11 protein-coding genes and 1 pseudogene are annotated in these 13,921 nt (G+C 61.0%); 8 read left to right on the top strand and 4 right to left on the bottom strand.

All coding sequences use genetic code 11. The features are described from left to right. The first annotated feature begins 9 nt into the window (after positions 1-9). Together TQ29_RS10670 and TQ29_RS21290 are read left to right on the top strand one after the other, a co-directional pair. On the top strand, positions 10-786 hold the full coding sequence (locus TQ29_RS10670) for an enoyl-CoA hydratase-related protein (RefSeq protein ID WP_054539140.1): 777 nt from the start codon (positions 10-12) through the stop codon (positions 784-786). Positions 787-962: 176 nt separating this feature from the next. After that, positions 963-1,073: pseudogene (locus TQ29_RS21290) on the top strand (hypothetical protein); the annotation flags it as partial. A 223-nt stretch (positions 1,074-1,296) separates the two neighbouring features. Here TQ29_RS21290 and TQ29_RS10665 read toward each other — a convergent pair. Next, positions 1,297-1,728, bottom strand: a complete 432-nt coding sequence (locus TQ29_RS10665) for a hypothetical protein (protein WP_054539139.1) — start codon at positions 1,726-1,728, stop codon at positions 1,297-1,299. A 178-nt stretch (positions 1,729-1,906) separates the two neighbouring features. Then, the gene (locus tag TQ29_RS10660) at positions 1,907-2,650 is read right to left on the bottom strand and encodes an IclR family transcriptional regulator (protein WP_037208426.1); all 744 of its coding nucleotides are present in this window, start codon (positions 2,648-2,650) and stop codon (positions 1,907-1,909) included. Positions 2,651-2,841: 191 nt separating this feature from the next. Here TQ29_RS10660 and TQ29_RS10655 point away from each other — a divergent pair, with 191 nt between their 5' ends. From TQ29_RS10655 to TQ29_RS10635, 5 genes are all read left to right on the top strand, one after another. Next, entirely contained in the window at positions 2,842-3,813 is a 972-nt protein-coding gene (locus tag TQ29_RS10655; protein ID WP_054539138.1) for an ABC transporter substrate-binding protein, read from the top strand. Positions 3,814-3,886: 73 nt separating this feature from the next. Then, positions 3,887-4,963 carry a GTP-binding protein gene (locus TQ29_RS10650; RefSeq protein WP_082386603.1) on the top strand — a complete coding sequence of 359 codons (1,077 nt, stop codon included), beginning with the start codon at positions 3,887-3,889 and terminating at the stop codon, positions 4,961-4,963. Further along, positions 4,960-6,366 carry a dihydroorotase family protein gene (locus TQ29_RS10645; protein WP_207722679.1) on the top strand — a complete coding sequence of 469 codons (1,407 nt, stop codon included), beginning with the start codon at positions 4,960-4,962 and terminating at the stop codon, positions 6,364-6,366. Before TQ29_RS10650 ends, TQ29_RS10645 begins: the two co-directional genes overlap by 4 nt. A 5-nt stretch (positions 6,367-6,371) precedes the next feature. Next, positions 6,372-7,157, top strand: a complete 786-nt coding sequence (locus TQ29_RS10640) for an ABC transporter permease (RefSeq protein ID WP_162231822.1) — start codon at positions 6,372-6,374, stop codon at positions 7,155-7,157. After that, positions 7,154-7,942, top strand: coding sequence for an ABC transporter ATP-binding protein (locus TQ29_RS10635; protein ID WP_054539136.1), 789 nt, complete (start codon positions 7,154-7,156; stop codon positions 7,940-7,942). Before TQ29_RS10640 ends, TQ29_RS10635 begins: the two co-directional genes overlap by 4 nt. Positions 7,943-9,022: 1,080 nt before the next feature. On the opposite strand, the gene gltA is transcribed toward TQ29_RS10635, so the two are convergent. Both gltA and gltX read right to left on the bottom strand, forming a co-directional pair. Beyond that, entirely contained in the window at positions 9,023-10,318 is a 1,296-nt protein-coding gene (gltA, locus tag TQ29_RS10630; RefSeq protein ID WP_037208420.1) for a citrate synthase, read from the bottom strand. Between the two features lie 78 nt (positions 10,319-10,396). Further along, positions 10,397-11,800 carry a glutamate--tRNA ligase gene (gltX, locus tag TQ29_RS10625; RefSeq protein ID WP_054539135.1) on the bottom strand — a complete coding sequence of 468 codons (1,404 nt, stop codon included), beginning with the start codon at positions 11,798-11,800 and terminating at the stop codon, positions 10,397-10,399. Between the two features lie 79 nt (positions 11,801-11,879). Between gltX and TQ29_RS10620 the strand changes: the two genes are divergently transcribed. Beyond that, positions 11,880-13,919: a ComEC/Rec2 family competence protein gene (locus TQ29_RS10620; protein WP_054539134.1), complete on the top strand. Its 2,040-nt coding sequence runs from the start codon at positions 11,880-11,882 to the stop codon at positions 13,917-13,919. Positions 13,920-13,921: the final 2 nt, after the last annotated feature.

Below are 13,921 nucleotides of genomic sequence, written 5' to 3'. Positions count from 1 at the left end.
AGTGACGCGATGAACTATCAGGCCATCCTTCTGGATATCGAAGATGACGTGGCGGTGCTGACGCTGAACCGGCCGGCCGTGATGAACGCGCTGAACAGCCAGATGCGGGCGGAGATCGAGCATGCCGTGCGCATCGGGCAGGAAAACGCGCGGGTGCTGGTGCTGACCGGGGCAGGGCGCGCGTTTTGCGCGGGGCAGGATCTGGGCGACGCGGGCAATGCCGCCCAGCTTGATCTGGAGCGGACCCTGCGCGAGGAATACGAGCCGATGCTGCGCCGGCTGTTTGACTGCCCGATCCCGACCATCGCGGCGGTGCACGGGCCGGCGGCGGGGGCGGGGGCCAATCTGGCCCTTGCGGCGGATGTGGTCATCGCGGCCGAGAGCGCGAGCTTTCAGCAGGCCTTTACCCGGATCGGCCTGATCCCGGACGCGGGGGGCACCTACTGGCTGCCGCGGCAGATCGGGTTCGCCCGCGCCATGGGGGCCGCGCTGTTCGCCGAGCCGGTCACGGCGCGGCAGGCCGTGGACTGGGGCATGATCTGGGAGGTGGTCCCCGAGGACGCGTTCGCCGCGCATTGGCAGGCCCGTGCCGCCAGCCTCGCCTCTGGCCCGACGCAGGCCTATGCGGGGGTGAAACAGGCGCTTCGGGCATCCTTTGGCAACGGGGTGGACGAACAGCTTGCACTGGAGGCCCGCCTTCAGGGCGCCTGCGGAGAGACCCGTGATTTCAAGGAGGGGGTTCTGGCCTTTCTGGAAAAGCGCCCGGCGCGGTTCGAGGGGCGATAGGCGGGGTTGGGGGATGAACGGTCTTTCGCACCAACTAAGTCGATGTCCGCCAGCAGCTGCTACGCGGTTTTTTCTTTTGACCTTTGCAACTGCTCCGAACTGAGTGCCAGATTTTGCGTGTATTTCCGGCAAGCGCGGGGAGCGTACCGACACCGAAGGATTGATTTTCCAGCCAACAGATTGCCTGTGCGCTGAGGCAGGCAGAAGCCGGAACGACGGTGGGCGAAATTTGCCGCGAGATGGGGGGCGCAGAGACACCTGACAGGTCGATGACAGCCGCAACGTAACGCCTGCCCTCCACCGCCCAGATAGATGCAGGTGATCAACGGCCCATCTCTGGTTCGGGCCTTCCGCTTCGAACGATCGTTCGAGTAGGTCGGCAGCGATAATCGAGGGCGTGGCCCGATCTTTCGGTGATTGTTGGCGCATCAGGCGCCCCTCAGGCGCGTCAGGCTATGGGTCCGGCGGACAATGCATGTCCGCCGGAATCCGCTATTCGCCGCCGGCACGTCAGGCGAAGAGGAACGCGTCGGCGAGGAACAGCAGCTGCCCCCCTTCCACGAGATCCGCGTCGGTGAGCCGGCTCTCCGCGTTGAAGGCCGCCTGATCCTCGATGCCGTGGGCCTGCACGGTGGCAAGGAACAGTGACCCGTCATCAATGCCGAACAGCTCGGAAACCTCGAGGATGCCCGAACTCTCCCAGGCGCCGGCGATGCCGGCGTCGACATCGACTGCGAGACCGGGGTCGGCGATCGAACCGTCGAGCACCACACCGCGGTCGACGTTGGCGATGCGGACGATCTCGCCGGTGTCCGGGTCCAGCGCGACGATGCCGGCCTCCTCGGGGTTGGCCGCCCCCGCGCCGAACAGGGGCTCGCCAGTGAGCGTATCGTCCTCGGCCTTGTCTTCCTGCACGTAGATCAGCCCGTCGCGCGCCCACACTCGGCGCTCGGATACCTGTCCCCATCGGAGTTTCTGATGCAAACCACCGCGCCAGCGCTTGAGACTCTTGCGGTCTCCACACTGTCGCTCAACACTCAAACCCAATCGGAAGATTCTGGATCAACCCGGCCCTAATCCCGGGGGAAGCATCCCAGCCAACAAAATTGTCAGTGCAACCTTAAATCGATGCCTCGATTTTGGCTGCGCAAGATTTCACCCTGGCGACGAGATCCATGTGCGCGCGCAAGTTCTCGAAACTTGCCTCCCCGGCAACGAAGCTTACTGATCCGACAACACTTTCGCCCCGGAAGATTGGGGCAGCCAGACCGGCTTGCCCTTTTGAGACTTCGGATACGGTCAGGCAGTATCCATCTCTACGTATTGTGCGCAGGTCTTGTTTGAAAGCCTTCCAGGTTTGCTCTTGGCTCCGCGCGCGGATCTCAGCCTCGTTGTCCAGATAGAGCCTCTTGAGGGTCCGATCCGGCAGATGTGCCAGAATTACGCGTGATGTGGCGCCGACGAAGAGTGGCATCGCGACACCACGCACGTATCTGGTAGGCTCATGAACTTCGGGCCCGTTCTCCTGGTGGATGCAGAGCACGCAATTGTTGAAGAGGCGCGACAACACAATATCCGAGCGCGGATCAGTGTCCTCGATCAGTTGTCGCATGTGCGGGGCGGCATGTTGGATCAGCGTATCGTTACGCCGCATCCTGTAGTCGTACTGGATGAAAGCAGGGCCCAAGGCAAACGATCCCGGCCTGACCGAATCCAGGAAGCCGCTTGCGCATAGCTCTTTTATGTAGCGATAAGAGGTGCTTATGGAAATTCCGATTTCGCATGCGACTTCATCCGCAGTCCAGACAGGCCGGTTCTCGGTAAAGAGTTCGATCACCGCAAGTGTCTTGTTTTCAGTCGCCATTGGTCAACTCCGTCCATCCTCTGCGTCGCCATAATGCAAAAAAATTCATCTTTGCAAATATCAAAAAATTACAAATTTCGCAAATTATAGGAATTTTGTTTGACTCGCGCTGAGCTGATTCCTAGGCTTCAGGTAATGAAAGGGCGGCATGAAAGCTGCCCCATCCTTTGATCCTGACACGGAGGTCTAGAATGAATATATTTCACGACATTGTTGTCCGAACCGTCCGAACTTTACTGCTTTCGGCAACGATCGCTGCCGCGACGATATCAAGCGTACATGCCGAGACTGTCAGAGTGGCGATGCTTGCCCCGAGTGCGCTGCTTTGGCTGCACGCCATCGCCGAGGAAGAGGGTTTCTACGCCTCCCGGGATCTGCAGGTCGAGGTATTGCGTGCCCAAAGTAGCCCAGCCTTGTTGCAGGCGGTCTCTTCCAACAGCGTAGAGGCGGGAATTTCGCTGGGCGATCTCGTTATCCGCGCAATCGACAAGGGGGCTCCGATCGTCATCACGGGTGCGGTGCTTGAGAAAACCATTCTGCGCATGGTAGCCGTAGAAGGCATCGACAGCCCGGCGGGGCTCGCTGGAAAGAACGTTACCGCCGGGGCGGTGACGGGTGGCACCGCGAACATGATGCTGTATCAACTGAAACGGGCTGGTGTCGACACGAGCGGCGTTAAGATGGTTGCGATTCCTAACTCGCGCGACCGGATCGTGGCGCTTGCCAACGGCCAGGTTGACGGGGCCTTGCTCATTGCGCCGTTCGATGCGCTTGCAACGCGTGAGGGCATGAACCTTTTGGCCGACTTTACAGAGCCTTATCTGCAGACACCGTTGATCATAAACAAGAACTGGGCTGCCGAGCAGCCCAAAGCCGCCGCCGATCTTACGCAGGCGATGCAGGAAGCGGCGAACTGGATTAATAATCCGGCCAACAAGGACGAAGCGATCCGAATTCTAACCGAATTCACCAAAGCAGAACCCGAAATTGCAGCGGCATCCTACGAATTTATCGTGGAGCAGCAGAAGGCGATCGGTGTCAACTTTGAAATGCCGGAAGCGTCTTTGCAGAACATCGAGAACATCAATGCAGAGCTCGAAGGACGGACGCCCCAGCAACTGAGAATTTCCGATTACTACGACAGCAGTTACCTGGCTGACTAGCCACGGCTCAAGCAGCGGCGGCTATACAGCGTCGCCGTTGCCCCCTTCACCACAGAAAAACCAGAGAGTGAACATGGCGATATTGGCAACGCCCACATACCTGCTGACCGGGTTCCTTGGCAGCGGCAAGACCACACTTCTCAACAATTGGCTGAAGCAACCTGAATTCAGCGATGTGGCGGTCATCGTGAATGAGTTCGGAGCGGTCGGCATAGATAATGACCTGATCTCCAAGAGCGACGAAGATACGATCGAACTGACGACCGGTTGTCTCTGCTGTACTGTACGCGGCTCTTTGGTCGAGACGCTGATGGCACTTTTTGTGAAACGTCAACAGGGCCAGGTTCGACATTTCAATGCGGTCGTCATCGAGACGACCGGCCTTGCCGATCCAGTGCCAGTCATTCAGGCCCTGATGACCACGCCGGTTAGCGGCAATTTCCATCTTGCCAAAATCATCACCACGGTCGAAGCCCCGCAGGGCCTCTCAACGATTGACCGCCATGCGGAAGCTGCAAAGCAGGTTGCCGTCGCCGACGACATCGTCATCACAAAGGGCGATCTGGTTGCGGAGGGTCATGTCAACGTCGCCAATGCACTCAAGACACTCAATCCGGGTGCTCCGATCCACAACACCGCGCCGAGCGCCCCGTTGGCGCTGTCGGCGATCCTCGGCTCTGGTTCTCTCGAAACATCGGCGCAGTTCAACGGTCCGAAATATTGGCAAAATGCAGACGTCGTGAAGCAAGACGACCGTCACCACCATCGCCATGACCTCAACCGGCACAATTCAGAAATCGGCTCGTTCGTTTTGACTTTCGATGAACCCCTTCGCTGGCAGGAGGTCGCTGCTTGGATGGACGCTCTGGTCATTGCACATGGCGAAGACATCCTGCGGGTCAAGGGAATTCTGGAGATAGAGAACACGGATCAACCGATTGTTGTGCAATCGGTTCAAAAACTTTTCCATCCGCCATTCGCACTAGAGCAATGGCCGGACGGCACGAGGCAAAGCCGGGTGGTCTTCATCACCAAAGCCATTTCGGAGTCCTTCGTGCGCGAAGTCTTCGACATCATCCGGTCGGCGCGCAAACCTTCGGCATCCCCTTCTATTCTTTCCGAACTCGAACTGACTGGAGCAACGTCATGAGCCGCATCGATACAATCATCCGCAACGGCCGCGTTGTGACTTCGGAGGCCATTTCGGAGCAGTCTGTCGGAATCAACAACGGGCTGATTGCGGGGCTCTACGCATGCGGGGAGGAACCGGACGCGGTTGAAGTCATCGATGCCTCGGGTCTTTGGGTAATACCCGGGGTGATCGACATGCATTCGCATCACCGGGAAGGGACAGAGCCGGGTTTTGAATACAAGGATACGATTTACACTTCGACACAGCAGTGCGCAGCAGGTGGTGTGACCACCAGCGTCGCGATGCCTAACGTAACACCTCCGCCCAACACGCTGGAATTGCTGAGAAAACAATTCGACCTTTATCGAAAGGATTCCGTTGTTGACTGGAACTTCAATGCGGCGCCAACCGTTGCCGAGGAAATTGCCGGCATGGCAGGCGAAGGTATCGGTGCTTTCAAGATCTTCATGGTCGTCGATACCGGGCGAAATTATCCGCACATGCCGGGGATCGGTGTGCACGATCACGGCAAGATCTTCGAGATTATGCAGGCTTGTGCCGCTGTTGACGTTCCGCTCATGGTGCATCCCCACGATCAGGCGCTGATGGATGTGATCGAGAAGAAGTTCTGGGATCGCGGCGAACGCGATGCACTGGCGTATGCAAAAGCATATGCGGCCCATGACGGGCTGATTTGGGAATCCGCAATCGGTACGCTTCTCCGCTTGCAGGAGGCCGCCGGATGCCATCTGCACATCCTCCATACCCAGACCGCAGGCAGTGTGGACATGATCCGCAAGGCCAAGGCCCGAGGACAGCGTGTGACATGTGAAATTAACCCTTGGGCGCTGTTCCTGGGGTACGACTGGTCGGCAATCCAGCGGCTCGGCTCCTATGCGCTCAGCTATTGGGTGCCAGACAAGAACCTGCCCGGCCTTTGGGAGGGATTGAACGACGGCACGATCGACATTGTCGCTACCGACCACGCCCCGCACCTCGCGGAAGAAAAGGAGGTTGGCTGGGAAGACGGCTGGCGCGCGCATACCGGTACGCCTTCAACCCAGTTCTATGTCTCGATGTTCCTTTCTGCGGCGCAGCAGGGAAAGATATCGTTGGAGCGCGCGGTCGAAGTCCTGTCGACGAAGCCTGCGGAATTGTTCAAGCTTGCGAATAAGGGGAGAATTGCAACGGGCTATCACGCCGACGTGGTACTGATCGATCCAGAGACTGAATATACCATCAGTAATGACGATGTACTTAGCCTGAGCGGCTGGAGCCCTTATGACGGGCGGGTGTTCAAGTGCAAACCCGTCCGGACGATCCTTCGCGGACAGACCATCTACAAAGACGGAAAGGTGGTAGGGTCGAAAGGGACCGGCCTGCAGGCCGTCGCTCGGGCTGAAACCCAATCGGCGGTATGAATATCATGAAGACTATACTGGACTACCTAAGCGGAGAGACGCGAACAGCGGCCTTGTCTCGCGCAGTGTTCTCGCTCGTTTCTGTGTTGATCATCTGGCAAATCCTCACTGCGACGATCGTGATGAACCGGATGCTGCTTGTGCCACCTGCTGAAGTCTTGGACGCATTTATTGGCGAAATCCGTAGCGGAGAGATGCGGCGGAACGCGTGGGCAACCTGCCTAGCGGTCGGCGTTTCTTTTCCTCTTTCGGTAATCGTCGGGGTGTTGATCGGGATGTTCCTGGCGTCCAGTCGCGCGCTTTCGCTGATCGGTGGCCCCATGCTGTCGGCTTTGAACTCGGTGCCGATCATTGCGCTGGCGCCGCTATTCATAGCGTGGCTGGGTCTTGGCTTTTCATCGAAATTTGTGTTGGTGATGCTGGTCGCGGTTTTCCCTGTCGTTGTCACGACGGAAGCCGGCCTGCGCGCCACGGACAAGAACCTGCTTGAAACGGCCCGGTCGTTCAACGCGACCCACATTCAGACCTTCACCACAGTCAGCCTGCCTTATGCTCTGCCATATATTGTCAGCGGAATCCGGGTGGCGTGGGCGCGGGCGCTTGTGGGCATCGTCGTTGCAGAGTTCTTCGGTTCGTTTGCCGGATTTGGCTATGCGGTGATGGCGGCCGGTCAGACCTTCGATACGGCAACGCTGCTGGCATATGTGATCGTGCTCGGCGCAATGGGGTTGATCGGGTCTATGATCTTTCAGTGGCTGGAAGAGCGCCTGGCGCCCTGGAGAAAAGAATGAACACACATCCCATCCTCGAGATTAATGGCGTTAGCAAGACCTTCGTGCGCCGCGACAAAACCGAAGTGGCGGCGCTACGTGACATCGACCTGTCGATCCCGAAAGGCGCGTTCGTTTCAATTGTGGGCGCAAGTGGCAGCGGAAAATCAACGCTGCTACGTATCATCGACGGGCTGCTCAGCGCAGACACAGGCAAAGTTCGGGTCAATGGGGCAGTTGTAACCAAACCCGGCAAGGACCGAGCCGTCGTTTTTCAGAACGATTCTCTGTTACCTTGGAAGACGGTCATCCAGAATGTCGCCTACGGGCTGACGTTAAGCGGCATGAAGTGGCGCGAAGCGTCCAAGATCGCCCAGGAATTCATCGATCTCGCTGGCCTCAAAGGCTTTGAAACCCATTTTCCGCACCAACTGTCTGGCGGAATGCGCCAGCGCGTCAACGTCGCTCGTGGTCTCGCAGTGGACCCGGAGATCATTCTTTTGGATGAGCCATTTGCTGCACTGGATTCTCAGACACGTGAGATCATGCAGACCGAGCTTTTGCGGATTTGGCAGCAAAGCGGCAAGACGGTCATCCTGATCACGCACCAGATTGACGAGGCCGTGTTTCTGTCGGACGAGGTTGTGGTATTCTCAGCGCGTCCCGGTACCGTCAGGCAGAAGATACCTATAGTACTTGCGCGGCCACGCAATCTTGATGTCAAGCGTTCGCCCGAATTCGTGCAATTTGTCGACAAGATATGGAAACTGATCGAAGAGGAAGTGCGGGCGGCGGCCGCGTCTTGAGGTTTTGCGTTTGCCTTGCCCGGACGGGCACTTTCAGATGCACTTCCGCGGCCAAGGCGGCAAGGCACACGGCTACGAAAAAGGTGACCAAATTCGGAAGCAGGTAGGAGGCAGTGATGCCTCTGAAAGATGAAACTTTCTTGATGCGGGAAAGTCGACCTCTTGCCCTGGCAGAGCGGAAAAACACTCCCGTTTTCACTACTTCAAAACAAGTTCTGGGAAAGAACTCAGTGCCTAAGGTTCAGCAACTGCGCCTTCCCTAAAAACACGATCGACACGTCTCTCAGCATGATTGAGATCGCTGCGATTGTCGGAGCCACCTAATCGCCCAAACCAGTGAACAGCCGCCGGGTCAGCGTCGATTGCGGCCAAGACGAGCAAGAGACCAATCTCGAGCTCTTCAAGCGATGTGATGAAGGAAAGTAGCCCTAGTCACCACGAAGCTGCGGATCTGTGGCAGAGCCACCGTCAGAAAAGCGGTCAGCCGCTTCTGCGCTCGTCAGATCGTCGACGTCTCGATCCCTGGTGCCCGGGTGACGCGCGTCCTTGACAACCTCGCGCCGCGGTTCGGGTTGCTCTGATCTCTCATCCTCGACAGTGGTCCTGAGGGGATCAGCCGGGCGCTGTGCGAGGTTCGAGCATTGGACGCCCGATTGCGGTTCATCGAACCGGGAAAACCGGTCCAGAACGCTTCCTGGGACCCTTCAATGGCAAGTTGCGGGACGAGGGCCTGACGTTGCACTGGTTCCGATTACGGTCCCATGCCGGGGAGGAGATCGGTCGGTGGCGCCTTCACTGCAACACCAAGCGCTCGCTCGGCGCTTGGCTGCCTGACCCAAAGAAGGCCCTGACCTTCCGTCGTCAGACACCTTGTGTTCTCCGCCCTGTCACTTGCCACTGAAAATAGCCCGGAATCTTCTGCTTCAACGCGGCCATGAGGCAGGGGGAAGGTCAAGTCGAGCAATGGCGCAGAAACAGTCCACATGGCCTCGACGCAGGCGCAAGACGCCTGCCACCTGTCGCGGCAAACAGAAACGGCCGCCGGGTTGGGCGGCCGTCTGAACTTCGTGCACCGGGGTCTTACCGGTTTTCGACATCCACGTAATCGCGCGCGGTGGCGCCGGTGTAAAGCTGACGCGGACGGCCGATTTTCATAGTCGGGTCCGAGATCATCTCTTTCCACTGGCTGACCCAGCCGACGGTGCGCGACACGGCGAAGATCGGCGTGAACATCGAGGTCGGAAAGCCCATCGCCTCGAGGATGATGCCGGAATAGAAATCCACGTTCGGGAACAGTTTCTTGTCCACGAAATACGGATCGTCCAGCGCCTGTTTTTCCAGCTCCTTGGCGACCTGCAGCGTGGGGTTGTTTTCCACACCCAGCAGATCAAGAACCTCATCGGCGGATTTCTTCATCACCTTGGCGCGCGGGTCGAAGTTCTTGTAGACGCGGTGGCCAAAGCCCATCAGGCGGAACGGGTCGTTCTTGTCCTTGGCGCGGGCGATGAATTCGGGGATCCGGTCAACGGTGCCGATCTCGCGCAGCATTTCCAGACAGGCCTGGTTGGCGCCGCCATGCGCAGGCCCCCACAGACAGGCGATGCCCGCCGCGATACAGGCAAACGGGTTGGCGCCCGAAGAAGACGCCAGGCGCACCGTCGAGGTCGAGGCGTTCTGCTCGTGATCGGCATGCAGGGTAAAGATCCGGTCCATCGCGCGGCTCAGGATCGGGTCCACCTGGTAATCCTCGGCCGGTACGGCAAAGCACATGCGCAGGAAGTTCGAGGCATAGTCCAGATCGTTGCGCGGATAGACCATGGGCTGGCCGACCGTGTACTTGTACGCCCAGGCGGCGATCGTCGGCATCTTGGCGATCAGGCGGATGGCGGCAACCTCGCGCTGCCAGGGATCGTTCACATCGGTGCTGTCGTGATAGAAGGCCGACATCGCGCCGACCACACCGACCATCACGGCCATCGGGTGGGCATCGCGGCGGAATCCGCGGAAGAAGTTGCCCATCTGTTCATGCACCATCGTGTGGCGCGTGACGCGGAACTCGAAATCCTCGAGCTGCGCGGCGGTCGGAAGCTCGCCGTAAAGCAGCAGATAACACACTTCGAGAAAATGGGATTTCTCGGCCAGCTGATCGATCGGGTAGCCCCGGTGCAGCAGCTCGCCCTTGTCGCCATCGATGAAGGTGATGGTGGATTCGCACGAAGAGGTCGAGGTGAAGCCGGGGTCGTGGGTAAAGACCCCGCCTTGGGCGTACAGCTTTGAAATATCGATAACATCAGGCCCGGCGGTGGGCGAATACATCGGCAGTTCAATGGTCTTGTCGCCGAAGCTCAGCGTTGCGGTCTTGGTGCTGTCAGGCATTCCTGTCCCTCTCTGAATAACCGGCACATCCCCTGTACCGGTCAGTGTGGCGTCGCGAAGAGCGGGAAATTCGCCCGCTCAGGGCTTGGTGTCAGCGATCCGGGCCAATGTCTCGTCCCGTCCGATGACAATCATCATATCGAATACGCTGGGAGAAACCGTACGTCCGGCAAGGGCCGCGCGCAATGGCTGAGCGAGCTTGCCGAGCTTCAGGTCATGGGCCTCGGCCACCTTGGCCACCGCCTCTTCCAGCGCGTCTCGCGTCCAGCTAGCATTTTGCAGATGCGGCGTCAATTCTGCCAGTATACCACGGGATACATTATCCAGAAGCTTCGCCGCTTTCTCATCCGGGATGAAGGGGCGCTCCGACAGTACAAAATGCGCCTTTTCAATAAGTTGCGGAAAGTTTCGGGTGCCGGATTTCAGGTGGGGCATGGCCCGCGCCAACCGATCTTTCTGGGCTGGCGTCAACGGTGCGGCGTCCGTGGCTTCCAGAAACTGCTCCAATTCGTGCAGCAGCGCGGCATCCTCGGCAACCGCGAAATGCTGGCCCGAAAGATTATCCAGCTTCTTGAAATCGAACCGGGCGGGAGACTTGCCGATTCCGTCGAATCCGAACCATTCCTTTGCCTGCTCGTCGGTGAAGAATTCATCGTCGCCATGGCTCCAGCCCAGCCGCGCCAGATAGTTGCGCATCGCCGCGGCCGGATAGCCCATGGCCTGATATTCCTCGACCCCCAGCGCCCCGTGGCGCTTCGACAGTTTCTTGCCGTCGGGGCCGTGGATCAGCGGAATATGGGCCCAGACCGGAACCGCCCAGCCCATCGCGTGATAGATCTGCATCTGACGCGCCGCGTTGGCCAGGTGGTCATCCCCCCGGATCACATGGGTCACGCCCATGTCATGGTCATCGACAACCACAGCCAGCATATAGGTGGGTGTGCCGTCCGAACGTAACAGAACCATGTCATCGAGCTGATCATTGCGCCATGTGACATCGCCCTGAACCTGATCGTGGATCACGGTCTCGCCATCGCGCGGCACCTTCAGCCGCACCACATGGGGCGCGTCCGGGTGGCTGTCGGGCGCTGCGTCACGCCAGGGCGAGCGGTAAAGGGTCGAGGTGCCGGCCGCTTTCGCCGCCTCGCGGAAGGCGGCGATTTCGTCCTGGGTGGCAAAGCACTTGTAGGCATGGCCCGCCGCCAGCATCGCCTGCGCCACCTCGGCATGGCGCCCGGCGCGTTCGAACTGGCTGATCGCGTCGCCGTCCCAGTCCAGCCCCAGCCAGGTCAGCCCTTTGAGGATCGCCGCCGTCGCCTCGGGGGTGGAGCGGGCGCGATCGGTATCTTCGATGCGCAGCAGGAACTTCCCGCCGCGCCCGCGCGCGTAAAGCCAGTTGAACAGCGCGGTGCGCGCGCCGCCGATATGCAGATAGCCCGTGGGCGACGGGGCAAAACGGGTGACGACCGGGGCCTCGGACATGGGGGCGTTAACCTTCTGGCAACCAAATGGGAGATAGTGTTGGCGCCTGATTAAGCAATCGGGCGGGGGAGAACAAGGCATGCGCGCCCTCGATGCCCTGGAGGCCCAGCGGGGCCATCTGTTCGGCTGGGTGCCGGTGATGCTGGCCGCCGGCATCGGCGGCTATTTCGCCCTGCCGCGGGAGCCTTCGGCGCTGCTCTGGGCGGCGCTTGGCGCGGGGGCCCTGCTGGCGGGGCTGGCCGTACGGCTCTCGGGGGAACGGCGGGCGCCGCTGTTTCTGGCGCTGGCGCTGACCTGCGCGGGCTCCCTGCTGGCCGGGGCGCGGGTGCATCTGGTGGCGGAGCCGGTGCTGACATACCGCTTTTACGGCGCGGTTCAGGGGCGCGTGGTCGGGATCGACCGGTCCGCCTCGGACGCGCCGCGCCTGACGCTGGACAGGGTGTGGATGGAACGGCACGCCCCGGATCGAACCCCGGCGCGCATCCGCGTTTCGCTGCATGGCGCGCAGGGGTTCATCGTGCCCGAGCCCGGGATGCTGGTGGCGCTGACGGCGCATCTTTCGCCCCCGCCCGCGCCGTCGGAACCCGGCGGGTTCAACTTTCAGCGCCGGGCGTGGTTCGAACGCCTCGGCGCGGTTGGCTATACAAGGACGCCGGTGCTGGCCATGGCCCCGGCGGAGGCGGGCCGGGGCGGGCTTTTGATCCACCGCGCGCGCATGGCGATTTCCGCCGCGATCCGCGCCCGGATGCCGGGGGATGAAGGCGCCTTTGCCGCCGCCATCCTGACCGGCGACCGCTCGGCGATGTCGGCGCCGATGCTGCAGGCGCTGCGCGACGCCAATCTGGCGCATCTTCTGGCGATTTCGGGGCTGCACATGGGGCTGTTGACCGGCTTCGTCTTCGCGGCGCTGCGCTACGGGTTGTCACTGATCCCGCCGCTGGCGCTGCGCCTGCCGGTCAAGAAGCTGGCGGCACTGATGGCGATCGTGGCGGCGGGCGTTTATCTGGCACTGTCGGGCGGCAATATCGCCACCCAGCGCGCCTTCATCATGGTGCTGGTGATGCTGCTGGCGGTGTTGTTCGACCGGCGGGCGCTGACCCTGCGCGCGGTGGCGATGGCGGCACTGATCGTGCTGGTGCTGCAACCCGAAAGCCTGACGGAGCCGGGGTTCCAGATGTCTTTCGCAGCCACCACGGCGCTGGTCGCGGTGTTCGGCGCGGCGCGCGACTGGCCCGAAACCCGGCCGCGCCCGCCAGGCTGGGCGCGTCCGGTGCTGGCGGTGTTCATCTCATCCGCCGTGGCCGGGGCGGCGACCGCGCCGATCGGGGCGGCGCATTTCAACCAGATCGCGCAATACGGGCTTCTGGCGAATGTCCTGACCGTGCCGCTGATGGGGGCGCTGGTGATTCCGGCGGCGGTTCTGGCGGCGGTGCTGGCGCCGTTCGGCCTGTCTTTCGTCGGGCTCGAGATCATGCGTCTGGGCATCATCTGGATCCTGGGGATGGCCGCGTTCGTGGCCGGGCTGGACGGGGCGACCTGGCCGGTCGTCACGCCGATGGCGCCGGTGCTGCCGCTGATGGCGGCGGGGATGCTGTGGCTGATCCTGTGGCAGGGGCGGGCGCGGCTGGCCGGGCTGCTGCCGGTTGTGGCGGCGCTGTTTCTGTGGGGCCAGACCGAACGGCCGGCGCTGCTGATTTCGGAAAGCGGGGCGCTGCTGGGGGTGATGGGCGAGGCCGGGCGCGCGCTGAACAAACCCACGGGCGAGGGGTTCGTGGCCCGAAGCTGGCTGGAAAACGATGGCGACGCCGCGTTGCAGGATGACGCCTTTGCCCGTTCCGGGTTCTCCGGGGAAAAGGGCATGATCCACGCCGAAATCTCCGGCCGCTCTTTCGTGCAACTGTCGGGACGAGGCTGGGCCGACAGGCTTGAACCGGCCTGCGCGCGGCGGGGCTGGGTCATCCTGGCCCGCAAGCTGGACGGCGCGCTGCCGAAGGGGTGTGTTTTCCTGGATCAGCGCGCCCTGGCCAGAACCGGCGCCATCGCGGTGTTCGAAGGGAAGGACGGGCCGATCCTGATCGGTGCGAAACATCGGGCGGGGCGCAGACCCTGGACCAGATGACG

The organism is Actibacterium sp. EMB200-NS6, assembly GCF_001305615.1.
In the GTDB taxonomy this organism is placed as follows: Bacteria; Pseudomonadota; Alphaproteobacteria; order Rhodobacterales; family Rhodobacteraceae; genus Actibacterium_A; species Actibacterium_A naphthalenivorans.
This window is presented reverse-complemented; position numbering and strand designations above follow the sequence as displayed.